At 65.2% G+C, this 23,198-nt stretch carries 23 protein-coding genes, 1 pseudogene and 1 riboswitch; of the genes and pseudogenes, 19 read left to right on the forward strand and 5 right to left on the reverse strand.

Annotation, left to right across the window (positions count from 1 at the left end):
• Positions 1–7: 7 nt before the first annotated feature.
• Positions 8–101, forward strand: a riboswitch (TPP riboswitch).
• On the forward strand, positions 91–942 hold the full coding sequence (gene thiM, locus PQI66_RS03045) for a hydroxyethylthiazole kinase (protein WP_339995894.1): 852 nt from the start codon (positions 91–93) through the stop codon (positions 940–942). It overlaps the preceding riboswitch by 11 nt.
• Positions 939–3,211: pseudogene (locus tag PQI66_RS03050) on the forward strand (bifunctional hydroxymethylpyrimidine kinase/phosphomethylpyrimidine kinase). Before thiM ends, PQI66_RS03050 begins: the two are co-directional and overlap by 4 nt.
• Before the next feature lie 22 nt (positions 3,212–3,233).
• On the opposite strand, the gene PQI66_RS03055 reads toward PQI66_RS03050, so the two are convergent.
• On the reverse strand, positions 3,234–3,770 hold the full coding sequence (locus tag PQI66_RS03055) for a PaaI family thioesterase (protein ID WP_339995896.1): 537 nt from the start codon (positions 3,768–3,770) through the stop codon (positions 3,234–3,236).
• 117 nt (positions 3,771–3,887) lie between these two features.
• Between PQI66_RS03055 and gndA the strand changes: the two genes are divergently transcribed.
• The 14 genes from gndA to PQI66_RS03125 all read left to right on the forward strand — a co-directional run bounded on the left by gndA (position 3,888) and on the right by PQI66_RS03125 (position 17,736).
• Positions 3,888–5,336 carry an NADP-dependent phosphogluconate dehydrogenase gene (gndA, locus tag PQI66_RS03060; protein WP_339995897.1) on the forward strand — a complete coding sequence of 483 codons (1,449 nt, stop codon included), beginning with the start codon at positions 3,888–3,890 and terminating at the stop codon, positions 5,334–5,336.
• 363 nt (positions 5,337–5,699) lie between these two features.
• Positions 5,700–6,842 carry a DEAD/DEAH box helicase gene (locus PQI66_RS03065; RefSeq protein WP_339996019.1) on the forward strand — a complete coding sequence of 381 codons (1,143 nt, stop codon included), beginning with the start codon at positions 5,700–5,702 and terminating at the stop codon, positions 6,840–6,842.
• Positions 6,843–6,849: 7 nt separating this feature from the next.
• On the forward strand, positions 6,850–8,241 hold the full coding sequence (locus PQI66_RS03070) for a hemolysin family protein (RefSeq protein ID WP_339995899.1): 1,392 nt from the start codon (positions 6,850–6,852) through the stop codon (positions 8,239–8,241).
• On the forward strand, positions 8,234–9,295 hold the full coding sequence (locus tag PQI66_RS03075) for a hemolysin family protein (protein ID WP_339996021.1): 1,062 nt from the start codon (positions 8,234–8,236) through the stop codon (positions 9,293–9,295). Before PQI66_RS03070 ends, PQI66_RS03075 begins: the two co-directional genes overlap by 8 nt.
• A gap of 324 nt (positions 9,296–9,619) precedes the next feature.
• On the forward strand, positions 9,620–10,078 hold the full coding sequence (locus PQI66_RS03080; protein ID WP_339995901.1) for a hypothetical protein: 459 nt from the start codon (positions 9,620–9,622) through the stop codon (positions 10,076–10,078).
• Between the two features lie 232 nt (positions 10,079–10,310).
• Positions 10,311–11,411 (forward strand): type I restriction enzyme HsdR N-terminal domain-containing protein, encoded by a 1,101-nt coding sequence (locus PQI66_RS03085; RefSeq protein ID WP_339995903.1) that lies wholly within the window; start codon positions 10,311–10,313, stop codon positions 11,409–11,411.
• Between the two features lie 34 nt (positions 11,412–11,445).
• Positions 11,446–12,519, forward strand: a complete 1,074-nt coding sequence (locus PQI66_RS03090; protein ID WP_339995904.1) for an IS630 family transposase — start codon at positions 11,446–11,448, stop codon at positions 12,517–12,519.
• Between the two features lie 1,602 nt (positions 12,520–14,121).
• The gene (locus PQI66_RS03095) at positions 14,122–14,514 is read left to right on the forward strand and encodes an ImmA/IrrE family metallo-endopeptidase (protein ID WP_339995906.1); all 393 of its coding nucleotides are present in this window, start codon (positions 14,122–14,124) and stop codon (positions 14,512–14,514) included.
• A gap of 50 nt (positions 14,515–14,564) precedes the next feature.
• Positions 14,565–14,987, forward strand: a complete 423-nt coding sequence (locus PQI66_RS03100; protein WP_339995907.1) for a hypothetical protein — start codon at positions 14,565–14,567, stop codon at positions 14,985–14,987.
• 61 nt (positions 14,988–15,048) lie between these two features.
• Positions 15,049–15,570, forward strand: coding sequence for a hypothetical protein (locus tag PQI66_RS03105; RefSeq protein WP_339995909.1), 522 nt, complete (start codon positions 15,049–15,051; stop codon positions 15,568–15,570).
• Between the two features lie 212 nt (positions 15,571–15,782).
• Positions 15,783–16,208, forward strand: a complete 426-nt coding sequence (locus PQI66_RS03110; protein ID WP_339995911.1) for a hypothetical protein — start codon at positions 15,783–15,785, stop codon at positions 16,206–16,208.
• Between the two features lie 45 nt (positions 16,209–16,253).
• Positions 16,254–16,652: a hypothetical protein gene (locus tag PQI66_RS03115; protein ID WP_339995912.1), complete on the forward strand. Its 399-nt coding sequence runs from the start codon at positions 16,254–16,256 to the stop codon at positions 16,650–16,652.
• A complete protein-coding gene (locus PQI66_RS03120) occupies positions 16,649–17,056 on the forward strand; it encodes a hypothetical protein (protein ID WP_339995914.1) in 408 nt (135 codons plus the stop codon). The genes PQI66_RS03115 and PQI66_RS03120 overlap by 4 nt, the downstream gene beginning before the upstream one ends.
• A 170-nt stretch (positions 17,057–17,226) precedes the next feature.
• Positions 17,227–17,736, forward strand: coding sequence for a hypothetical protein (locus tag PQI66_RS03125; RefSeq protein ID WP_339995916.1), 510 nt, complete (start codon positions 17,227–17,229; stop codon positions 17,734–17,736).
• A gap of 135 nt (positions 17,737–17,871) precedes the next feature.
• On the opposite strand, the gene PQI66_RS03130 is transcribed toward PQI66_RS03125, so the two are convergent.
• On the reverse strand, positions 17,872–18,246 hold the full coding sequence (locus tag PQI66_RS03130; protein WP_339995917.1) for a hypothetical protein: 375 nt from the start codon (positions 18,244–18,246) through the stop codon (positions 17,872–17,874).
• 29 nt (positions 18,247–18,275) lie between these two features.
• Between PQI66_RS03130 and PQI66_RS03135 the strand changes: the two genes are divergently transcribed.
• The 3 genes from PQI66_RS03135 to PQI66_RS03145 are packed head-to-tail and all read left to right on the forward strand — an operon-like array spanning position 18,276 to position 20,928.
• Positions 18,276–19,172 (forward strand): tyrosine-type recombinase/integrase, encoded by an 897-nt coding sequence (locus tag PQI66_RS03135; RefSeq protein ID WP_339995918.1) that lies wholly within the window; start codon positions 18,276–18,278, stop codon positions 19,170–19,172.
• 24 nt (positions 19,173–19,196) lie between these two features.
• Complete coding sequence (locus PQI66_RS03140) at positions 19,197–20,117, forward strand: 3-methyladenine DNA glycosylase (RefSeq protein WP_445227982.1); 921 nt, start codon at positions 19,197–19,199, stop codon at positions 20,115–20,117.
• A complete protein-coding gene (locus tag PQI66_RS03145; RefSeq protein ID WP_339995919.1) occupies positions 20,095–20,928 on the forward strand; it encodes a hypothetical protein in 834 nt (277 codons plus the stop codon). The genes PQI66_RS03140 and PQI66_RS03145 overlap by 23 nt, the downstream gene beginning before the upstream one ends.
• 43 nt (positions 20,929–20,971) lie before the next feature.
• Here PQI66_RS03145 and PQI66_RS03150 read toward each other — a convergent pair whose 3' ends face one another.
• From PQI66_RS03150 to odhI, 3 genes are all read right to left on the reverse strand, one after another.
• A complete protein-coding gene (locus tag PQI66_RS03150) occupies positions 20,972–21,604 on the reverse strand; it encodes a MerR family transcriptional regulator (protein WP_339995920.1) in 633 nt (210 codons plus the stop codon).
• 290 nt (positions 21,605–21,894) lie between these two features.
• Positions 21,895–22,635, reverse strand: coding sequence for a transcriptional regulator FtsR (gene ftsR / locus PQI66_RS03155; protein WP_339995922.1), 741 nt, complete (start codon positions 22,633–22,635; stop codon positions 21,895–21,897).
• Between the two features lie 81 nt (positions 22,636–22,716).
• On the reverse strand, positions 22,717–23,151 hold the full coding sequence (gene odhI, locus PQI66_RS03160) for an oxoglutarate dehydrogenase inhibitor Odhl (RefSeq protein WP_075816070.1): 435 nt from the start codon (positions 23,149–23,151) through the stop codon (positions 22,717–22,719).
• Between the last annotated feature and the right edge of the window lie 47 nt (positions 23,152–23,198).

Raw genomic sequence — 23,198 nt, forward strand, 5'->3', positions numbered from 1 at the left:
CTGGACGTCACGAGACACGGGGTGCGCGGAGACGCGCTGAGAACACACCCGTTGAACCTGCTCTAGTTCGAACTAGCGAAGGGATGGTCCGTGCCAGACACGCCTACCGCCTTAATCCAGGCCGTCCGCGACCTGCGCCGTCACGCCCCCCTGGTGCAGTGCATCACCAACCAGGTCGTCCCCCAGATCACCGCCAATGTCCTGCTCGCCGCAGGTGCGGCGCCGGCGATGGTGGACACCCCGGAGGAATCCGCCGACTTCGCGGAGATCGCCTCCGGACTGCTGATCAACACCGGCAGCCCCACCGCCGCCCAGTACTGCGCCATGCGGGAGGCCGTACGTGGTGCGGCATCCGCGGACACCCCCTGGGTCCTCGACCCCGTCGCCTGTGGCGGACCGGCGGCGCGGACCGCGTTCAGCCGCGACCTCGTCAACCACCGTCCCGCCGCGGTACGCGGCAACCCCTCGGAGGTGATCGCCCTCGCGGGCGGACGCGGTGGCCGCGGCGTCGACTCCACCGACGCCGTCGACGCCGCAGGTCAGGCGGCGCGGTCCCTTGCGGAACGCACTGCCGGGGTGATCGCCGTCTCCGGCCCCCGTGACCTCGTGGTCTCCACCGGTCGGGTCAGCTGGCTGAGGTCCGGTGACCCGATGATGCAGCGCGTCATCGGGACCGGTTGTTCCCTCGGGGCCCTGACCGCGGCCTATCTCGGCGCGGCGCGACTCGCGGTCGACGGAGTCTCCGACCATGACGCCGTGCTCGCCGCGCACGCCCACGCCGGGGCAGCCGGGATCCTCGCGGCAACCGATCCTGCCGGAGGGACCAGGAGGCCCGGCAGCTTCGCCGTCGCCTGGCTCGACGCCCTGGACGCCGTGGCGGAGGACCCCACGGTGATCCCGGACCTGGTCTCCGTCGAGGACCACCGGGAGGCGGAGGTATGACGCTCAGCCACACCACGGCACACCGGGTGGACTGGGGGCTCTACCTCGTCACCGATCCCGTCCTCGGCGGAGGACGTGACGAGGTCGCCAGGATCGTGGCACGTGCCGTCTCCGGCGGCGTCGGGGTCGTCCAGCTCAGGGACAAGACGCTCGACGACTCTGCGTTCACCACGCGCGCCACCGAACTCGCCGAGACACTCGCCGGGACCGGCGTCCCGCTGTTCGTCAACGACCGGCTCGACGTGGCCCGCCGCCTCGGACTGCACCTGCACATCGGACAGGACGACATCGACTTCCGGACCGCCCGTGCCGCGCTACCCGACGACCTGATGATCGGGCTGTCCGTCGACGACCACGCACAGATCGACACCCTCGCACGGCTCATGCGTGACGGAGTCCGTCCTCCGGACGTTCTCGGACTCGGCCCGGTGGAGCTGACCGACACCAAGACCGACACCGGACGGGCCCTGGGGGTCACCGGCCCCGGCAGTGTCGACGACCTGGCTGCGCACGCCCTCGACCTCGGTATCCCCTCCGTGGCGATCGGGCACGTCAATGCCGACAACGCCGCGGATTTGGACCGCACCGCAGTGGCCGGGATCTGTGTCGTCTCGGCCGTGATGACGGCCGGGGACCCCGCCGTCGCGGCCCGCGACCTGCGTTCCCTGTGCCACCGACCGACCCACCCGTTCTCCGGACAGGACCCCGCATGATTCCCCGAGTACTCAGCATCGCCGGCACCGACCCCACCGGCGGCGCCGGCGCGCAGGCGGACATCAAATCCATCGGCGCCGCGGGGGGCTACGCCATGAGCGTGGTCACCGCACTGGTCGCCCAGAACACCCACGGGGTCCGGCAGGTCCATACCCCCGGAACCGAGTTCCTGGTCGCCCAACTCGACGCCGTCTTCGACGACGTCACCGTCGACGCCGTCAAGATCGGCATGCTCGGCACCGCCGAGATCACCCGCACGGTCACCGACTACCTCGCCCGGCGCCCGGTCCCCGTCACCGTCCTCGACCCGGTGATGGTGGCCACCAGCGGCGACCGTCTGCTCACCGACGACGCGGAAGCAGCACTGGTCGACCTGTGCCGGACGGTGGACGTGATCACCCCGAACCTCACCGAACTCGCCGTCCTCGGCGGCACACCGGTGGCCACCACCCTGGACGAGGCACTGGATCAGGGACGCGCGCTCGCCGCCGACCTCCGGACCACCGTCATCGTCAAGGGAGGACACCTCCCGGGCCCGACCGCCGACAACGCCGTCGTCGCACCGGACGGCACCGTCACCGCCGTCCCTGTCGCCCGCGTCGCCACCCACAACACCCACGGGACCGGGTGCTCGCTCTCGTCGGCGCTGGCCACCCGGATAGCCGGGGGCGAGGACACCACCGACGCACTCCGGTGGTCCAGCCGGTGGCTGTCCGAGGCCATCCGCCACGCCGACGAACTGCATGTCGGGTCCGGTAACGGACCGGTGGACCACAGCCACCGGGCCCGCCGTCTGTCCCGGGCCGCCGACACCACTCCGTGGCGTCTGAGCGCAGCGGTTCCCGACCGCCTCGACAGCCCGGCCGATCTCGCCGTAATCGCCGAGCCGTCCGACCCCGCGATGCCTCCCGCCCGGATCCCCGCCGCCGGCCCCTGGACCACGGCCCTGTGGCAGGCGCAGTCACCCCTGCTGAGGGCGATCACGCAGTTGCCGTTCATCGTGGACCTGGGGACGGGAACCCTGTCCAGGGAGGACTTCGACTTCTACCTCGCCCAGGACGCGGTCTACCTCGCGCAGTACTCCCCCGCCCTCGCCGCGCTCGGAGCCAGCGCCCCTGACCCCACCTCGGCGCTGTTCTGGGTCCGCGGGGCCGTCGAATGCCTCGACGAGGAGGCTGCGCTGCACCGCACATGGCTGGGGGACACCGGCCCGGTCGCCCCCTCCCACGTCACCGCGTCCTACACCGCGCACCTGACACGGTGTGTACAGGCTCGCGACCACGTCGTCGGCGCCGCGGCGGTCCTCCCGTGCTACTGGCTCTACGCCGAGGTCGGCCTGGGCCTTGCCGAGCGCACCCGGCCGGGCAACCCCTACGCCGTATGGCTGGACGCCTACTCCGGTTCGGACTTCACCGACAGCGTCCGGCAGGCCGTCGCCCTGGTCGAGGAGGCGTTCGCCACCGCCGGACCGCGACAGCGCGCGGAAGCGGCCCGTGCCTTCCTCGACGCCTCCCGGTGGGAGGTCGAGTTCTTCGACCAGGCGCACCGCCGGTAGAGCTGCCCACCGGCGTCGACCACTAGGTACGCGGCACCACCACCGTGCGCAGTTCCGTGGTCGCACACAGCTTCCCAGTTCCGGCGTTGACGTGGTCGATCCGCCAGAGCTGACTGGTCCGACCGGTGTGCACGGCGTGCGCGGTGGAACGGATGACGTCGCCCGGCGTCGACGGGCGCAGGAAGTTCGTCGCGTTGGTGGTCCCCATCACCATGCCGCCTCCGCCCGCGATGTAGCCGGCGAAGGACCCCGCGGACTCCCCGAGCGTCGCGTAGATGCCCCCGTTGGTGATGCCCCAGGGCTGGACGTGGTTCTCGGTGATGGTCAGTTCCACGACCACCTCGGGAATGAACTCTACGTAGCGCAGCCCCAGGGTCCGGTCCAGCGAGGGGATCGAGGACCTGAAGATTCCAGCGAGCTCGGCGTTCTGCGCCTCGGTGAGCTCGCCCGCGCTCGCCGACGCCATCAGCGTGAGCATCCGCTCCACCGCCGCCTCTTTGTCCGCGGCGTCCGCTGCGTCGGGGCGTCCGGCATCGGTCCGTGCTTCACTCTGCGTCATCGCGCATGTCTCCTCAAAGTCTGTCCACGGGTCAGTCTGACGTGTATTCGGCTGAGTCTAGCGACAGGCGGCCCGCGGCGGGCGGAGTTGGCGTCCCGGGGGCTATCATGGTGCACCATGACAGAATCCTCCGCACAGATCGGTGTCGTCGGCCTCGCGGTGATGGGCTCGAACATCGCCCGGAACTTCGCCAACCACGGCCACAGTGTCGCCGTCTACAACCGCACCTCCGCAAAGACGGACGCGTTCATGGCCGAATTCGGGGACACCGGCAGCTTCGTGCCCTCCTCGACCATCGACGACTTCGTCGCCTCCCTGGAACGTCCCCGCCGCGCACTGATCATGGTGCAGGCCGGCCCCGCCACCGACACGGTGATCTCCCAGCTCGCCGAGGCGATGGAACCCGGGGACATCATCATCGACGGCGGCAACGCGCTGTACACCGACACCATCCGTCGTGAGGCCGAGATGTCCGAGCGCGGCCTGCACTTCGTCGGCGCCGGGATCTCCGGTGGCGAGGAAGGCGCGCTCAACGGCCCGGCGATCATGCCCGGCGGACCGGCCGAGTCCTACGAATCCCTCGGCCCGCTGCTCGAAGACATCTCCGCCAAGGTCGACGGCACCCCGTGCTGCACCCACATCGGCCCCGACGGTGCCGGCCACTTCGTCAAGATGGTCCACAACGGCATCGAGTACGCTGACATGCAGGTCATCGGCGAGGCGTACCACCTGCTGCGGTACGCCGCCGGCATCGAGCCTGCCGAGATCGCCGACATCTTCCGCACCTGGAACGACGGCGACCTGGACTCCTACCTCATCGAGATCACCGCCGAGGTGCTCTCCCAGACCGATGCGGAGACCGGGGGGCCGCTCATCGACGTCATCGTCGACGCCGCGGGACAGAAGGGCACCGGCCGTTGGACGGTCAAGGCCGCACTCGACCTCGGGATCCCGACCACCGGCATCGGCGAGGCCGTGTTCGCCCGCGCCCTGTCCGGGGCCCGTGACCAGCGTGCCGCCACCACCGGCAACCTCCCCGCCGGCGAGCTCACCACGCTGGAGTCCCTCGGGGTCTCGAGGGACGACTTCGTCGAGGACGTCCGCCGTGCCCTGTACGCCTCGAAGCTGGTCGCCTACGCGCAGGGCTTCGACGAGATCAAGGCCGGCTCCGACGAGCACGGCTGGGACGTCGACCCCCGGGACCTCGCGACCATCTGGCGTGGTGGATGCATCATCCGCGCGAAGTTCCTCAACCGCATCGTCGACGCCTACAACACCGACCCGGATGTCCAGTCCCTGCTGCTCGACCCGTACTTCAACAGTGAAGTCGGCACCCTGGTCGACTCCTGGCGTCGCGTGGTGGTCGCCTCAACCCGGCTCGGTCTCCCGATCCCGGTGTTCGCGTCGTCCCTGTCCTACTACGACTCGCTGCGTTCCGAGCGGCTCCCCGCCGCCCTGATCCAGGGCCAGCGCGACTTCTTCGGTGCCCACACCTACGAGCGCACCGACCGCGACGGCCACTTCCACACCCTCTGGTCCGCCGACCGCAGTGAGGTGGAAGCGTAACCCGTGTCAGGTCAATCAGAAGGACGACGCGGCAACGGCGCCAACTCCCAGAACCGACGCCGTAAGGTCGTCCGGGGAAGTCGCGCGGGAAGTCGCGCGGCAGGTAACGCCGACGCACGTGGCTCGGAGGCCTCCGCGTCCGGTGGCGCGGGGAAGAAGCCGGGCCAGCGGTCATCCCAGAAGTCAGCACAGAACCGGAAGTCCGGCGGTGGTCAGCAACGCAACCGCCAACGTCCCCAGCAGCCACGGGTGCGCAACGAGAAGCAACCCAACCGCGTCGCACCCAGGCAGGTCACGGCGGCGGCAACCGCCGTCCCCACGGAACCCGCCGCCGGTGTGGACACCTCCGTGTTCTTCGCCGACATGGGACTGCCCGACCCGGTGGTCAAGGAGCTGACGGCCCAGGGGCTCAAGCACCCCTTCCCGATCCAGGCAGCGGCCATTCCGGACGGACTGGCCGGGAAGGATGTCCTGGGGCGTGGCCCCACCGGGTCCGGCAAGACCTTCACCTTCGGTCTGCCGGTCATTGCCCGGCTGACCGGCGGTGCCTCACGCCCCGGTAAGCCCCGGGCGTTGATCCTCGTCCCGACGCGCGAGCTCGCCCAGCAGGTCGCCGGACGGCTGCGCCCGCTGGCCGAGTCCGTCGGCCAGCGGGTCATCGAGGTCGTCGGTGGTGTGAACATCAAGCGCAACCTCACCGCACTGGCCCGACCAGTGGACATCCTGGTGGCGACCCCCGGTCGCGCCGAGGACCTCATCCGGCAGAAGGCACTGGACCTCACCCAGGTCGAGATCGTCGCCCTGGACGAAGCCGACCAGATGGCGGACATGGGCTTCCTGCCGCAGGTGCGCCGCCTCGTCGACCACATCCCCGCCGACGCCCAGCACCTGTTCTTCTCCGCCACTCTCGACGGAGACATCAAGGTGCTCGTCCAGCGCTACATGAATGATCCGATCACCCACTCCACCGGCGAGGTCCGCGCCAAGGTCGACACCATGGCCCACTTCCTCGGAGTCGTGGACGACAAGACCGCCAGGAACGACGTCGTCCTGCAGCTCGGTCGCGCCTCCACCCGGACGATCATGTTCATGCGCACCAAGCACACCGTCGATCGTCAAGTGAAGAAGCTTGTCCGTGACGGTGTACCCGCCGTCGGAATCCACGGGAACAAGGGCCAGGGTGCCCGCACCCGGGCCATCGAGGAGTTCTCCGACGGACGGGCCACGGTGCTTGTCGCGACGGACATCGCGGCCCGCGGCATCGACATCAAGGGTGTCGATCTCGTCGTGCACATCGACCCGCCGGCCGAGCACAAGGCCTATGTCCACCGGGCCGGCCGTACCGCCCGCGCCGGGGAGACCGGGACCGTGCTGACGCTCACCACCGCCGAGACCCGTCGGGACACCGAGCAGATGATGCGGAAGGCCGGCGTCAGCCCCACCGAATGGGTCCTGGACCGGCACGGCCTCACCGCCTACCTCGGCGAGCTGGGGCTGGACAGGTAGGACAGGGATGGACATCCTGCTCAGCATCCTGGGCCTCGCCGGCTTCGTGTTGTTGACCGCCGGCACCGGCCTCTTCGTCGCCGTCGAGTTCTCCACGACCAGTCTGGAACGCTCGACGATCGAGGACGACATCGCCGCCCGCGGTGATGCGGCCTCGAAGATGGTCAAACGCGCCCACAGCGACCTCAGCTTCATGCTGTCCGGATCGCAGCTGGGCATCACGGTCACCACCCTGGCCACCGGTTATCTCGCCGAGCCCATACTCGCCAGATTCTTCACCCCCGCCCTCGAACTCGTCGGGTTGGGGGCCTCGGCCTCGACGTCGGTGGCGCTGATACTCAGCCTGATCATCGCCACCGTCCTGTCGATGGTCTTCGGTGAGCTCGTCCCGAAGAACCTCGCCATCGCCAACCCGCTCCAGGTCGCCCGGCTGCTGACCAGACCGGTGTGGATCTTCAACACGGTCTTCCACCGCTTCATCCAGCTGATGAACAACACCGCGAACGTCATCGTCCGGCGGTTCGGCATCGAACCCGCCGACGAACTGGCGTCGGCCCGCTCCCCCCAGGAGCTCTCCGCACTGGTCCGACACTCCACCGGTGCCGAAGGATTCGACCAGGCCAAGGTGCGTATCCTCGACCGTTCCCTGAAGTTCGGCGACGCCAGTGCCGAGGACTTCATGACCCCACGGTCCACCGTCGACACGTTGGAGACCACCGACACCGCGCTCGACCTGATACGCGAAGCGCACGACTCCGGTCACTCCCGCTTCCCGGTCGTCAACGGCGACCTCGACGAGACCATCGGCGTCGTGCACGTCAAGGACGCCCTGACCATTCCGGCCGCCGAACGGGCGGCCACACCGGTCCGTGACCTCGCCCGCAAGGTGCCCACCGTACCCACCAGCCTCGGTGGCGACGCCGTGCTCAACCTCGTGCGTTCCGCCGGGTCTCAGCTCGTCCTCGTCGTCGACGAGTACGGTGGCACGGCCGGCATCGTCTCCATCGAGGACGTCGTCGAGGAGATCCTCGGCGAGGTCTGGGACGAGCACGACGACCGCACCGATTCCGAGGTCCAGCGCAGCGGCCAGTTCTGGGACCTCTCCGGCCTGGTGCGCTGCGACGAACTCGAGGACGCCTGCGGCTACGCGGCACCGGACGGGCCCTACGAGACGCTGGGCGGACTGGTGATGTCGACGCTGGGACGGATTCCCGCGGAGGGCGACCGGGTGCTGCTCCCCCGCAGTGAACGGGATCTCGTGGAACGCGTCACCGACGGCAACCCCGTCCGGTGGGAGGCCACGGTGGTCTCCATGGACATCCGCCGTGTCGACCGGGTCCAGCTCCGCCCCGTCCCCGACACCCACGTCGTGACCGAGGACGGTGAGCGTGATGAATGACCTCTGGGCGATCGCCTTCGCCGTCCTCCTGCTGGGACTCAACGCCTACTTCGTCGGTGTGGAGTTCTCCCTGATCTCGTCGCGCCGCGACCGGCTCGAGAACATGATCGCCGCGGGGAACCGCCGTGCAGGCAAGGTGCTCTACGCCATCGAGCACCTGACCATCATGCTCGCCGGTGCCCAGTTCGGGATCACCGTGGCCTCGGTGCTCCTGGGCAAGGTCGGCGAACCCGCCATCGCGCACCTCATCGAAGCACCGTTCCATGCCGCGGGGCTCCCTGACAATCTGCTGCACCCGGTCTCGTTCGCCATTTCCCTGCTGATCGTGACGATCCTGCACATCATCCTCGGTGAGATGGTGCCGAAGAACATCGCGCTCGCCGGACCGGAGACCGTGGCCACGGTCCTGGTTGCCCCTCATCTGCTGTTCTGCCGACTGGTGCACCCCGTGATGGTCCTCCTCAACTGGATCGCGCGGATCACCCTGAAACTGTTCGGGGTCGAACAGAAGGACGAGCTCGACTCCACGGTCTCCCCGTCGGAGCTGTCGCAGATGATCGCCGAGTCGCGCTCCGAGGGCCTCATCGGCCCGTCGGAGGCCACCCGGCTGTCGAAGGCGCTGAACTCCTCGAAGCGCACCCTGACCGAGGTGATGATCCCCCGCACGGACGTGCACACCATCCCCGTCGATCCGACCACCGGGCGGATCACGGTCGGACAGGTCGAGGCGGCGGTCTCCGAGACCGGGTACTCACGTTTCCCCGTCGCCGACGCGTCGGGTGACTACCTGGGCTACATCCACGTCAAGGATGTCCTCGACAACCTGTTGGACCCGTCAACCGGACCGGACCAGCTGGTCGACGACCACGACATCCGGACGTTGATCACCGTGGAAGGCGGGGTGAACTTCGACCACGCGATGAAGGAACTGCGCAGGACGAGCTCCCACATGGCGCAGATCTCCGACAGCGGGTCCGTCGTCGGCGTGATCACCCTGGAAGACGTCATCGAGGAACTCGTCGGAACCGTGAGGGACTGGACCCATGACGACTGAGACATGTGCCACCGTGGCACGCACGGTACTGACTCCGGACCAGTGGCGGCAGCGCGAGGGCGACCACCGCCGAACCGTCGCTGAACTCACTGCAGACCACCGGGAGTGACGCTCGCGGTGGGAACGCCACCCGGTCTGGGACTTTATGTCCCCCTACTATCTCCTGGCGCAGAACGCGACATCCCACAATTCTGTCGCCGCAGGTCAGGACCGTCTCCCCAGTCGTGCTATTCGCGCGTAAGGGGGGTCTCGAGGGTCTACTGCGGGATAGTTGAGGGATGAGATGCCCCACTCATGTCCGACCCGCGGCCTACAATCCACCCCATGCTGCACTCAGAGCACGATCCGCTCCGCACCTTCGACACACTCGAGGACGTCGTCACCAAGTGCGTGATCCCCTCTCTCCGCGATGAAGGCCTCGACCCCGAGGACTACAACCCCGTCGGCATTGCCCTGTCCGTCTCCGAGAAAATCGACGGAAAGTGGGTGGCGCAGACGATCCGGCTGCGCGACGCGAAATGGTGGCACCTACTCCCTGAGGATCCAGTGAAGCGGCTCGTCGAGCACGCCCGGATCGATGACGAAGCCCCCACCGTCACGCCGGCGATGAGGACCCGTCGTCGGGGCCGCGTTAGACAACCCCGACCGCTCCTGGCGCTAGTGTCTGCTTACACCGGGAGCGTTCCACAGAGCGCTTCCATGGGACTGGAGACGCCGTATCGATACTACCGGAATCCGACGTACAGTGAGCGCCGTTCACCTACGCCTGCCTGCTCCCCCTAGAGGCACGATCCGTCAGCGGAGTCGTGCGACGGCTCCCATGAGGTCGAGGTCAATCCATCACAGTGACGAGCATCAACGCCAGGACCAGAGACGCCGTGGGGTATGCACGCGGGGGTGCGCGGCTAAAACGCCCACCTCAATGCTTTTGCCTGAGGTATTATCTTCTTTAGCCCTAAACGCTCAGGGAAGGACTCTCCACCTCCCCGCGCCCCGCCCAACCAGAGAGCCAACCATGAGCATCGATCAAGCGATCAGCGCACTCGCCACCAAAGTCCACGAACTCAAGCCCATCATCGAAACCGAAGAAGCCACCAAGACGGCCTTCATCATCCCCTTCATCAGCAACGTTCTCGGCTACGACGTAACAGACCCCCGTGAAGTCATCCCCGAATACACCGCCGACATCGGAAAGAAGAAGGGCGAGAAAGTCGACTTCGCGATCAAATCAGGCGACGACTTCCGGTTCCTCATCGAATGCAAGAAGATCGGCGAACCCCTGGACCTGAGCCATGCCACCCAGCTCGTCCGATACTTCAACGTCACCGACACTGAGTTCGCAATCCTCACTAACGGTGAGGTCTACCAGTTCTACGCTCAACTCGACGCCATCAACCGCATGGACGAGAAACCATTCATGACTCTGGACCTCTCATCCGTCGACGCCCGAATATTCCCCCACCTCGAGATGTGCACAAAGACTCAGTTTGACTCGGAGACGATCGCAGCCAGTGCAGAAGAGCTGAAATACGTCTCTGAACTGCGGAAGGGAATCGCGGCGGAGCTGAAAGAGCCGTCAACGGAGTGGGTCAAGCTGCTGGCCGCCCGCGTAACTTCTCGACGCATGACTGCGGCTAACCTCGATCTGTTCACTAGGCTCGCAGCCACGGCGGCGAGTCAATACTTGCGCGACGAGACCAACCGGCGCCTCCGCTCAGCGCAAGATTTCGAAGACCCCGCCCCGGCGACCGCGACCACGGTCGATATCGCCGAAGAACAGCCCCAGGATGACCTCGTTTCGGAGGATGGTGTGGTGACCACGGATGAAGAGCGTCAAGCGCACAGTATTATCCGGGCCATCTGCTGCTCCGACGTCCCAGCCGTGGACATAACTATGAGAGACGCCAAGAGCTACTGTGCGATCCTGTTCCAGGACAACAATCGCAAGCCAATCGCACGCTTGCTCTTCGACCGAAAGGTCCCCAGGATCATCCTGTTCGACGAGAACAAGAATGAGACTCCGCATGACCTCGATTCCATCGAAGGAATCTACAGTCACGCTGAGCACCTCCGTTCACGCGTGAGGTCACTGGTCTCTAGTGTCGCGTGTCGTTAATTCCTAAATGCTTCATGATGTGGGAGAATGAAGCATGCCCAACAGTCCCGCACCCGCACTTGCCTTGCGCGATGGCGACAAGGAGATTCTGGAGTCCTGGACCCGGTCGACAACGATCAAAGCCGGGCTGGTGCAGCGGGCCCGGATCATTCTGCTGGCTGCCGACGGGATGGCCAATGCGCACATCGCCGACGCGGTCGCTACCACCACGACCTCGGTGTGGAAGTGGCGTAAACGCTACCTCGAGGCTGGTATCGACGGTCTGGGCGATGCGGCCCGCTCGGGTCGACCGAAGCAGGTCAGTGACCTGGATATCGTGTACGCCACCCTGACCCGCCCGCCGAAGAAGTATGGGGTGACCCACTGGTCATCCCGGCTGTTGGGTCAGCACCTCGGGTTGGGCAACGCGACGGTGTCGCGAGCCTGGCGGGCCTACGGGGTGCAACCCTGGAAAGCCGAGACGTTCAAGTTCTCCACCGATCCCGAGTTGGTCGCCAAGGTCACCGATGTTGTCGGACTGTATCTGGCCCCGCCGGACAACGCGATCGTGCTGTGCGTCGACGAGAAGTCCCAGATCCAGGCGTTGGACCGCACCGCGCCGATGTTGCCGATGCGTATCGGGGACGCTGAAAAACACACCCACGACTACAAGCGCCACGGCACGACCACCTTGTTCGCCGCCCTGGAGGTCGCCACCGGGACTGTCACCGGGGCGGTGAAACCGAAGCACCGTCGGGCCGAGTTCCTCAGCTTCCTGCGCCAGATCGACCGGGCCTACCCGGATCAGCAGTTGCACCTAGTGATGGACAACTACGCCACCCACAAAACACCCGAGGTACGCGACTGGCTGGCCGCGCACCCCCGGTTCCACGTGCACTTCACCCCGACATCCGGATCGTGGTTGAACCTGGTGGAAGTGTGGTTCGGCATCATCGACCGCCAGGCGATCAAGCGGGGCGTGTTCACCTCGGTCAAGGACCTGAACGCGAAGATCCGGACATTTATCACCGGGTGGAACAAGCGCAAGCACCCGTTCGTGTGGACGAAAACGGCGGAGGAGATCCTGGCGAAATCGAACCGTCAACCAACTTCAGAAACGCGACACTAGCTGAGAATGCTATCGGGGAGCTGCACGCCTGAGGGGGTCGGCGGCGCTCGACCCGCGGCGGGGCGGCCCCGATGGTCCCCCGCCGAAGATCAGCGTACGGGACGCCGGTGTCGGTGTCCCTGAAACGCAAAAAGCCCCCGCACCGAAGTGCGGGGGCTCAAGTCGCTAGTACGACTTAGTTGGCGCCACCCTCGCCGCCGCCGACGATGGAGCCGGTGACGATGGTCAGGGCCTGAGTGAAGAAGCCGGAGATAGCTTCGACGATGTCAGAGATGATAGCGATCATTGTAGATCCCCTTTGCTAGGTGTGAAAAGTGTCAGCCGCAGAGATGTTTCTTCGCGGCACTAATGACCATACCGACGCCGGTCATAAAACTGTTACATACCCCGTGCCGCATCCACCCCCGGGGGTAATGTCGGTCGCATGGCGAACAAAAAACGCACCTCAGAGCAGTAAAAAGCTACTCCGAGGTGCGCCCTTACTCGAAAGGGATCATGCTCGATGATCACATCCGGAGGTCATCACTCCGTCCGGACGACATCACTGTATCCCAGGGGAACACACTCAGGTAATCCAACACCCCCGGGGGCAGAATCCTCCCATTCACTCAGGTTGCCAGGCCGTCGTGCAGCATCGGAGGCAGGCGCGGCCAGGTCGCCTCGTCTAGGCGGGCAGCACGCCAGTCCATCACGTGAGCTCGCCACGCCCGGTTCTTCGACTGCTCCGTCCCCAGATCTGCTCATAGATCGAAAACCTGCAACTGCAGCTCCCCACCCGCTCCGACAGCGAGTCTACCCTCGACCACAGGCCCTGGATCCGCTTACGATCAGTGTCCGCCTCCGAGGTCTTCGCGGTGCGCTTCTGAGACGATGAATCTACCCGCCGAGCCAGTAGGCCGACGATGGCGGTGTAGATCGTGCCGATCAGCAAATATCCCGCTTCTGGCACGGTGCATCACTCCTCCCGCTGGTAGTCGTCGGCCAGGTCCACCCGGGCGTAGTAGGCAAGGGTCAGGAAGGACAGCAGGCACATGGTCAGGCAGGTGATGTAGCCGGATGGGGACCAGCCTGCGAACCAGGGGCCCGAGGTAGAGCGTCCCCCATCCGGCGGGGATGGCGACGGCGACGGGCATGCCGATGCCGCGTCCTTTGCGTCTGTCCGCGCAGATCACTGCGGTGGCTCCCCCGGCGATCCAAACCACGGCCCACACCTGAACGGGCGCGTACTCCTCGATGGAGGGCACCCGCTCGGACTCGCGGACGACTGCGGGGAGGTAGAAGAATCCGCGGCAGATCATTGCCAGTCCGATGACGCCGAGGACGACCCAGCCGGAGCACAGTGCTGTGTAGCGGCGGGTGAGGATGGCGTCGACGCGGCGACGATGACGTGTTCGACGTAGCTCCCAACGCCGACGTGCCGCCTTCCCCGATGCTCCCATCGGCACCACCCCAGAACAGGGAGAGGCTGGAAAAATACTACAATTTCAAGATATCTGACCATAACCTTAAGAAAGGCCTGCGCGACGCCAACGCGATGCGCGGCGCCGCACAGCACCGCACTCCCCGACTCGAGGAGCCCGACGAACCGTAGAGACGAACAGCATGGACCTAGAAGCCACCGCAGAGAACATGGAGGTGAAGATCTTGCCCACCCCAGGTCTCCGCGATGACCTCAATGCGATCTACATCCACGGCCACAGAGTGATCTTCATCCAGGAGAACCTCGGCCCCTACACCGCCCGGTCTGCCCGCACCCACGAGCTGGGGCACGCCCACCACAAAGACGAGCACTCCTGCAGCATCCGACTCGAACGACGCGCCGACGAATGGGCCGCGGGAGCACTCATCACCCCGCACGACTCCCGGGAAGCCGAGCAGCTCTACGGACACCGCACAGGAGTGATCGCCTGGGCGCTCGGTGTCACTCCGCACCTCGTGAAGGTGTGGCGCACGATGGCGCGAACTGCTCCACGCAAGATCACTGTGAGAAACTAAATAGGCTGCCGCACTGACGACGGCAGCCCCACCCCTAAGAGGAGACGACCATGACCATCCGACGCACAGCACTCGCTGTCGCGGGAGCGCTCGCGCTCACCGCATGCGGCAATAGCAGCGACTCGGCTGAAGACGCAAACGGAACCATCCCCGTTGTCACCATGCCTTTCGGTGAGCCGAATACTCGACTCGGGTGGGAGAACACACTAAAGGTTTCATACACTGAGGAAGGAACGTATGAGATCTCCTCACCGGATGCCGGCATGAGGGTGGTCACTCCGGAAGACGGCTACGAGAGTCACGACCTCGGCGAAAGTGAAACGTCCATACCCGTTCCAGACACAGAGACATCGGTAGTCCAGGTTGCTCCAGATGGCGGAGAGTGCACCGTCAGGGCCCAACAGGGACCGGCAGCCAGTGTTGGTGAGTACACGATCACCGAACGAACCGTGTTCGCCATCAGCCAGCAATAGAATGTCCGGCACGGGGAGTACGCAACCCTGCCATGACATCACCCCAGAGAAAAGCCACCACATGACCATCCGACGATCTGCCCTCGCCGCTCTGTTCGTCCTCCCCCTAGTCCTCACCGCCTGTGGCAACGACGACCAGGACCCGGCGCCTGCGACGAACAGCGCCACATCCAGCACCGCAAGCTCGACCACCTCAAGCATTACCAGCAGCAAGCCATCAGCGACTCCCGAACCGGAGCCCCTCGTAGAAGAACCAGCAGCAGTCGAACCCGTCCCCGAGCAGCAAGGCATATGGGCACCACCCGGCCAGGGAACCAGGTGCCCTGGCACAGACGCCTACGTCTGGGACTACGCTGACTGCAATCCCTCAAACGGGGTCATCGACCCCGAAGAGTTCTACCGGCTGACGGAGCGAACCCCGGAGTACGAAGAGCCCTATCGGTCCGATGGTTGCGTAGGCCCCGCCGCAACATGCGGATACTACGACGACAACGGAGACCCGATCTGGTTCGATAAGGAGACCGGCGAAACCTCACCGCGGTACTACGACGAGAACGGCAACCCCACGATGGAAGGCCCCTAGACACGAAACGGCCCCCGCTGCCGGCCAGGAAGATGAGAGCGAGCAGTACCGATCATCTAAGAAGAAGGACACGGATGAAACCCCACCGGCTATCACCCCTCGTAGCAACCATAGCGGTGCCCCTCGTCCTAGCCGCGTGCGCGGATACTGAGCCACCCAACCCCACGACCACAACGCAAGCCACGACAGTTGCTCCACGCCCCACACTCCCCATGCACATCGGCGAACGAACCCACCACGTAACCGACCACGGCGAAGAATACTCCACCATCGAACACATCACAGTCGGCGGCTCCTGTGCAGAATCAAGCGACGTCAACGGCACACCTGAAACATCCGAAGTTGAAGGCAAGAAACTCGTCCAAGTGTGGGCCACCAGAGAAGTCGTAAGCCGTAAACTGGACACAGCATCAATCTGGCACCCCCAGTACCTACGCCCAGGCGGCCAACCGGAACAAGCCACTCTCGCCCCCTGCTACCCACCGGCAGGTTACGAACGATGGTCAACCTACGTACCAGCAGGCGAGAGCGAACAGATCTACGCAGCTCAGTGGATCCCAGACGACGCAGACAGACTCCTCTTCGGCGGCGACCGCGTAGTACACCTCAACAATACAGAGCCCTACCCCGACCTTTAACGAAGAAGACCCCTGCCGATCTTCAGGACCGAAAGCGGCCACAGAATGACATTGCCCGAGCGCTCTGAACGCAATAAGGACCAAACGACGGATACAAAGCCGTGGTACAAAACACTGCTGCCCTGGAGTCTCATGGGTGGGACCCTCGTCGTAGCGGGCGCAGCTTACGTCGGATACATCATGTTCACGTCAATGACCGAAGGCGAAGCCATCAGAGCATGCCAGAACAATATCGATAGCACAGTCACAGTTGCAGAAGATGCCAGTTGGTCGGACGTGGACGTCGAAAAACGAGACGGCGACCTATGGCTCATCCAGGGGAAGACAGAGATTACTGACGAGAACAACGAACAACGATCCGTTCGTTACCAATGCAAGCTAACCGAACACCTCGAGATGACGTCAACACCAACAATCACCGAAATCGACTGGGACAGAAGATGAAACTTCGCGTACTCGCTATCCCCATCACAATCGTTATGTCGATAGCTCTCGCGAGCTGTGCAGGAAACGACCCAGAAGCCACGACGACAGAATCTGGGGTGAACACCTCTGCTGCCATGCCAGCGCCCGTCACCCTCACTCCGGAAGAACTGGCCGAAAACAGTCCCATAACAATCGCCATGTACAGACCTCTCGTCATCAACGTGCCCAACAACCCCGACTCCTGGACAAGGGGAAGCACCGCGGACGACACCATCGCACGCCTCACCCCCGGGCGGGATGACGGATCCGCGACGTTTAACCCTGGATTCACTCCCCTGAACCTCGGGGGAACGACCGCCGCAATCAAGGATCCAGACACCGGCGAGAACATCACCTTCGACATCATCGTCGAGGCCGGATAGGAACCCGACAGAAGTGAAGCCCCCTCGCCGGCAGGGGCAATGACCGAACACGCATCGCTGACCAGTAAGAGAACGCCACGATCGCTTATCATTGTTCTCACCCCTAAGCCACCAGCGATCACTACACCGACGATCGCCACCCCTCGCACCTCCAGAGAGACACCAGGCACATGCCCACTCGAAATCCCACCACACTCGCACTCATCCTCGCCGTCCCCCTCGCGCTATCGGCCTGCACGACCGACGACGACAACCAAACCTCAGCACCAGCAAACAGCACGACACCGGAAGCCACTGAGGTCCCGGAAGACCGAGCCGTAATCGGCGAGCCCCTCATCGTCGCCGGAGCTGAAATCACGCCAACTAACCTCCGTCCCGCGGAACAGTCAGAACAAGAGCACACCTGCGTCGACATCAACATCAAAGTCGCCCCCGACGCAGAACCTCTCGACATCCAAGGCCTCGCCGCATGGAAACTCTACGACCCGTCGAACACTGCTCGACTGCAAACTGCAAACGATGACACGCGGCATCTCCCTGAAGTAGTCGAACCCGGCCAACAAGCACAAGGAACTGTGTGCTTCGACAACGCCCCCGGCACCCCAGGCGACTACCAACTACGGTTCAGAGGAAACATCGATCCTCTCACCAATGAAGCAGTTTGGACTGGGACGCTGTAAGAGGCATTCAAGGGGTAAGGCACCGGGCTGACAAGGCCAGACCGGAAGCCCCCACGTGCTCTCGTCATACTGGTCGCTGTTGTGACCACGGTCATGGCCATATCAGGTGTGGTTCTCGCATCACTGATGATCATCTCAATCGGCCTCAAGATGCAACCCCACGCAGCAATGCGACCGCACCGCCGGGCAGGGCGATGAGGGCCAGAACATCCACCAATCAGCAGGAGGCACCAGGAGTGTAGCAATGGTCCAGAGAAGACCACGCACAGGCAAACCGAAGAACGGAAACCAGTCCAATGGGTCGCCCGATGGAGAGACGCCGCGAAAGAGAAACAATCCGAGACGTTCTCCACCGAGAAAGCAGCGAAGCTCCACGAGAACAAGATGAAAGCCGACGTCGCCGCAGGCGTCTACGTCGACCCGAAGAAGAAAGAAGTTCTCGTACACAAGCTTGCCGAAGACCGGGTAGAGATGACCGCGCACCAGGGCACGAAAAACACCCGCAAGCACCTCCTGAACAACCTCGGCCCCTCGCCAAAATGCCGATCGGATCCGTCCGCAAATCCCACGTCCTCGCATGGGTGAAGACCCTCCAGACCCGGCGCCCATGGGCCGGCGGCAAGCCGCTACAGGACACCACCGTGCGCGTACGGCTCGGTCAACTGCAGACCCTGCTGCAGATCGCTGTGGACGACGAGATCCTGCCGAAGAACCACGTGACCGCCGCGCACAAGAAGCTACCCCAGAAGCTCAAGCCCGTCGCCGAGAAGCAGGTGCCGAGCATCGACGAGATCAACCTCCTGATCGCCACCGCCCGCACTGGCGGCCGCGTCGAGGGACAACCGACAAGGCGAACCGCCTACCCCCCTCAGACCCCCTCAGAGTGGCTAGCGCAGTGCATCATCATCTCCTCCGAGACCGGCCTACGCATCGGTGAAGTCGCCGGCCTCAACGGCAGAGACCTCGGCGTCGAGGACGGCACCCTGTGGGTGCAGCGTCAGTGCCCCAAACGAGTCGGCGTCGACGGCCCCCTGAAGACTGAGTCTTCCGACCGGCACGTGCCTGGCTCCCCTGCCCTACTCCGCGACGTAAAGCGGTGGCGCCGAGGGGACGGTGACCGACTCGTCGCAGGCGCCACTGGCCGGGGCGTGTCCTCCCCCATGATCTCGTCATCGATGTCGAAGCTACGTCGGATCGCTGGGGTCAGTGAGCAGATCTCGATGCACGGGATGAGGCACTTCCACGCGACCTCGTTGATCACCGCCGGGAATACTCCACAGACCGTCGCAGCACTGCTGGGGCACGACCAGATCAGTCCGACCGACCGGATCTACGCGCACTTCCTACGGAACCACCTGCAGGCGTCGCGGAGCGCTGTCGGGGCTCTTGCGGGATCGTTGAGGGATGGCCGGGGCGAGCTGAGGTCGGTGAGCTGAATGGGGGCGCGTACGGTAGATCGTATGCAAGGTGAAAAAGTGGTGCTGGAGCCGGAGATGTGGCGCTCCTACCAGCAGAGACACGAGAACGTCGTCGCTGAACTCACTGCAGACCACCGGGAGCGTCGCTCGCGGGGGGAACGACACCCGGTCTGGGACTTCATGTTCTCCTACTATCCGGTCACGCCCGGGAAGCTTGGCCGGTGGAACCCCGGCTTCGGGGTATCTCTCGTCGCTGACGCTGGTGATCGGCCCGGAACCAGCGGCAGTCTCCGCGAGTTTGACGACGACCTGGGCAGGCCGTTGTGGGAACTCGACACCGCCGCACTCATGGCCAGGAGAGGCGACAGCTTCCGGTACATCCACCGGCTACTGGCCGCCACACTGGAGCACACCCCGCGGTTCAGCTGTTTCGGCATGCACGAATGGGCGATGGTCTACCGGGACACGCCCCGGCATCCCGAGCCTCTCCGCCTCGGACGTGCCGGCACCGACGCGGTGGTCGAGGACAGTACCCTGCGGTGCACCCACATCGACGCCTTCCGCTTCTTCACCGACGCCGCGGTCCCGCGCAACACCCTGCAACCGACCAGGTCGACCCAGGCCGACATGGAGCAGCCGGGATGTCTGCACGCCACCATGGACCTCTACAAGTGGGCGACCAAACTCGGGCCCCTGGTGCCTGGTGAACTCTGGCTCGAGACGTTCCGGCTGGCCTGTGACGTGCGCCGGACCGACATGGAGGCCAGCCCCTACGACCTGAGTGGCTGGGGTTTCACGCCGGTCGAGGTGGAGACCCCGGAGGGCCGGACCGAGTACGTCCGACGGCAACGCGACTTCGCCGCGCGCGGACAGGTGCTTCGCCGGGCGCTCGTCGACCTGATCGACGACTTCTTCCGTACCGAGAGAACGGAGAGTGGACATGGCACGGCACAGTGCGGCTGAATCGCGGTTCCGGGTCGCCGGATGGGTCTGGGCCGCACTCCTCGCCCTGATCCTGGTCATCGCCATGGTGGTCGGCTGGTTCATCCTGGCCGGCCGACACGACGGCGCGACCTCGGCGCAGAACTGCATCGACGGAGAGCAGCAGCTCACCGTGTGGGCCGACCCGGCGGCCGAGGACGTCGCACGGCAGGTGGTGGACAGGTACAACTCCGGGGGGCCGGTGGTCCGCGACCGGTGTGTCACCGCTGTCGTCGCCCTGAAGTCCACCGCCGAGGCCACCGAGGCCTACCGCCGCGTGGAACCGGGGGTCGCCCCGGTCTGGATCCCCGCGGGAACGGGCTTCATCTCCGGCCTGTCGGGTGCTCCGGACACCGTGGGGATCGTCGCCACTGATGACCTCGTGCACTACGTTCCCGCCGGAGGCGACGGCACCATCGGCGCAGCAGTCCTCCCGTCCGGCCCGGAATCGATGGTCTCCGCGCTCGCGGCGGAGACCACGGCCAAGGACGTCGACACCGGGACCGTCGGTGAGGGGCCGTCCCTGTCAGAGCTCCGTGACGGAACACGTCCGTTCCTGACCTCTGCCGCCCTGTTCGGGGATTCCGCCACCGCATCGGGTGAGCTGAGAACTGTCGGCGAGGTGCAGTTTCCCCTCGTCGCCTTCGGTTCGTCACCGTCGGTGGACGAGACGTCGGCCCGGGCCGCGGCTGATTTCGCGGCCCGGGCCGACACCGCGGACACTGTCACCCCCCTGCCTGCCTCCCCGTGGCTGGTCGGAGTCGTCGGCGCGCTGAGCGGAGCGACCTTCTAGCTACGTCCGGCCGGCTCCCCGGCGGGTTCCCCCGGGGGACGAGCTACGACGACTTCCGACGCCGGCGGGCAGCGAGCTCGTCGGACGGGTTGAAGACGGGTTCGGCCCGGACGGCCGGCTCGGCGGGCTCCGAGGGGAAAGCCGTGATCGTTCCGCTGAGCTCCTTCATCAGGCCCGGCACGGCGATACCGAAGACCCCCTGACCACCGGCGAGCAGGTCGATGACTTCCTCGGCGGAGCGGCACTCGTAGACGGTCTTGCCGTCGGAGACCAGGGTGATACCGGCGAGATCGTCCACACCGAGGTTACCGAGCTTGTCCACGGCCCGACGGATGTTCTGCAGGGAGATACCGGTGTCCAGCAGCCCCTTGACGATCTTGAGCACCAGAATGTCGCGGAACGAGTAGAGACGCTGGGAACCCGAACCGTGGGCGGTGCGGATCGAGGGCTGCACCAGCTTGGTACGGGCCCAGTAGTCGAGCTGCCGGTAGGTGATACCTGCGACCTGGCAGGCGATCGTCACCCGGTAACCGACCTCCTGGTCGGGGCCGTCGACGTCGAACAAGGTGTCCTGCTGCGGGGACAGGGCGCTGCCGGAAACATCAGGCGCCACGCCTGCGTCGTCGGCGACCTTGCCGTTCTTGCCCAGAACGTCCCGGGAGTCGCTCCGCTCCATGCTGATTCTCCTCTGTTCGGCGTGTCTGCTTGCACACCTGCGATTCACTGCTCTCAAGACTAGACGGGATGGCGGCGGAGTCAACCGGTAACCGACGACAACCGCGCGAATGCGTGTCCATCCCTCAACCTCAACTTGAGGTCGAGGGTAATGCTAACACGCACAGGCAGACCACAGGGATGTAACAACACGCGTGTCGTTCAGAAAAAGACGGTGCCCCGACCAGACGGAGACGGTCGGGGCGCGGAAAGATTGCGGGGCAGTGCGCCCCGTGTCAGCGGGATTGAGTCTCAGCGGGGCAGCTTCCCTTTGATCAGGGCAGCGTGCAGGGAGACCACGAGGGCACTGACCTCCCTGCTGAGTTCGGTGGAGCGTTCGCGGGCGTTCTCGTCACGACCGTGTGCGACCGGCCCGGCGACCTGGTTGACCAGATCCGCCTGTCGCTGTGCCTGCGTGGACAGCGTCTTGAGGTGGCGGTGGTCGATCCCGTACTCCCCCATCTTCGCCGCAATGCGGACGACGTCGACGTCATCGACGGAGAAGAAACCGGCGGCGTCGGGCGTCACCAGGGAGATCTTCACGAGGGAGGCGACGAAAGAATCCTCGACGCCGGCACGCGAGGCCACATCCGCACGGGTGAGCCGACGCACCGTCGCCTGACGGAACTGGTCGGGGGTGACCGTTCCCGCCACTGAACGACGTGCGTCCACCGGGGTCACCTTGCCCGAGTCCATGGCCTCGAGCTGTTCCTTGATCACCTTCAGGGGCAGGAAACTGTCCCGCTGGTTGGCGAGGATGTAGCGCAGTCGGGAGATGTCCTCGGGTGAGAACCGTCGGTACCCCGACTTGCTGCGCTGCGGAGTCACCAGACCCTCCGCCTCGAGGAAACGGATCTTCGACACCGACACGTCCGGGAAATCCGCCTGAAGCTGTTTGAGCACGTCACCGATCGACGACGTGGGCAGAACCCGCCCGGGCGTCGGGCGGGGCTCAGGCTGTGACTGGCCTACAGCTGCGGCATTCGCTGACACGGTGCTCCTCACATCGGATGCGGGTCCGGTGACATGGTCTTGACAGAGACGTTACGGGGACAACACTGACGAGGACGTGTCTCAGGCGTCCTTGGTGCCGTTGAGGAAGACCAGGCGGAACTTGCCGATCTGGATCTCGTCGCCGTTGCTCAGCACGGCGGAGTTCTTCGGTTCGCGGTTGACGTAGGTCCCGTTGAGGCTTCCCACATCCACCACCTCGTACTCCTCGCCGTTGCGGCGGAACTCCGCGTGCCGACGGGAGACCGTGACATCGTCGAGGAAGATATCGCTGTCGGGGTGACGGCCGGCCGCAGTCGTGTCCTGGTCGAGCAGGAACCGTGACCCGGCGTTCGGACCACGCTTGACCACGAGGAGCGCAGAACCCGACGGGAGACCCTCCACACCTGCAGGTGCGGACTCGGACTGCGCACCGGTCTCCATCTCCTTGAGGAGGTCAGCACGGAAGACCGAGGTCGTTTCGACCGATGCTTCCGGGATCCCGGTGTTGTCGCTCATGTTTCAGTTCCTCCTGGAATCTGTTGCAGTGTGACCATGGGCCCCGA

The sequence above is a fragment of the Corynebacterium sp. USCH3 genome (assembly GCF_037619475.1).
Classification (GTDB): domain Bacteria; phylum Actinomycetota; class Actinomycetes; order Mycobacteriales; family Mycobacteriaceae; genus Corynebacterium.

Coding starts and splice junctions, on each gene's coding strand:
- PQI66_RS03120 (WP_339995914.1), top strand. CDS start 16,649: ATGAAACTTCGCGTACTCGCTATCCCCATCACAATCGTTATGTCGATA.
- PQI66_RS03065 (WP_339996019.1), top strand. CDS start 5,700: ATGGGACTGCCCGACCCGGTGGTCAAGGAGCTGACGGCCCAGGGGCTC.
- PQI66_RS03105 (WP_339995909.1), top strand. CDS start 15,049: ATGACCATCCGACGATCTGCCCTCGCCGCTCTGTTCGTCCTCCCCCTA.
- PQI66_RS03110 (WP_339995911.1), top strand. CDS start 15,783: ATGCACATCGGCGAACGAACCCACCACGTAACCGACCACGGCGAAGAA.
- PQI66_RS03150 (WP_339995920.1), bottom strand. CDS start 21,604: ATGGAGCGGAGCGACTCCCGGGACGTTCTGGGCAAGAACGGCAAGGTC.
- PQI66_RS03125 (WP_339995916.1), top strand. CDS start 17,227: ATGCCCACTCGAAATCCCACCACACTCGCACTCATCCTCGCCGTCCCC.
- gndA (WP_339995897.1), top strand. CDS start 3,888: ATGACAGAATCCTCCGCACAGATCGGTGTCGTCGGCCTCGCGGTGATG.
- PQI66_RS03100 (WP_339995907.1), top strand. CDS start 14,565: ATGACCATCCGACGCACAGCACTCGCTGTCGCGGGAGCGCTCGCGCTC.
- PQI66_RS03090 (WP_339995904.1), top strand. CDS start 11,446: ATGCCCAACAGTCCCGCACCCGCACTTGCCTTGCGCGATGGCGACAAG.
- PQI66_RS03055 (WP_339995896.1), bottom strand. CDS start 3,770: ATGACGCAGAGTGAAGCACGGACCGATGCCGGACGCCCCGACGCAGCG.
- PQI66_RS03135 (WP_339995918.1), top strand. CDS start 18,276: ATGCCGATCGGATCCGTCCGCAAATCCCACGTCCTCGCATGGGTGAAG.
- PQI66_RS03095 (WP_339995906.1), top strand. CDS start 14,122: ATGGACCTAGAAGCCACCGCAGAGAACATGGAGGTGAAGATCTTGCCC.
- PQI66_RS03085 (WP_339995903.1), top strand. CDS start 10,311: ATGAGCATCGATCAAGCGATCAGCGCACTCGCCACCAAAGTCCACGAA.
- PQI66_RS03070 (WP_339995899.1), top strand. CDS start 6,850: ATGGACATCCTGCTCAGCATCCTGGGCCTCGCCGGCTTCGTGTTGTTG.
- PQI66_RS03115 (WP_339995912.1), top strand. CDS start 16,254: ATGACATTGCCCGAGCGCTCTGAACGCAATAAGGACCAAACGACGGAT.
- odhI (WP_075816070.1), bottom strand. CDS start 23,151: ATGAGCGACAACACCGGGATCCCGGAAGCATCGGTCGAAACGACCTCG.
- PQI66_RS03080 (WP_339995901.1), top strand. CDS start 9,620: ATGCTGCACTCAGAGCACGATCCGCTCCGCACCTTCGACACACTCGAG.
- PQI66_RS03145 (WP_339995919.1), top strand. CDS start 20,095: ATGGCACGGCACAGTGCGGCTGAATCGCGGTTCCGGGTCGCCGGATGG.
- PQI66_RS03140 (WP_445227982.1), top strand. CDS start 19,197: ATGCAAGGTGAAAAAGTGGTGCTGGAGCCGGAGATGTGGCGCTCCTAC.
- PQI66_RS03075 (WP_339996021.1), top strand. CDS start 8,234: ATGAATGACCTCTGGGCGATCGCCTTCGCCGTCCTCCTGCTGGGACTC.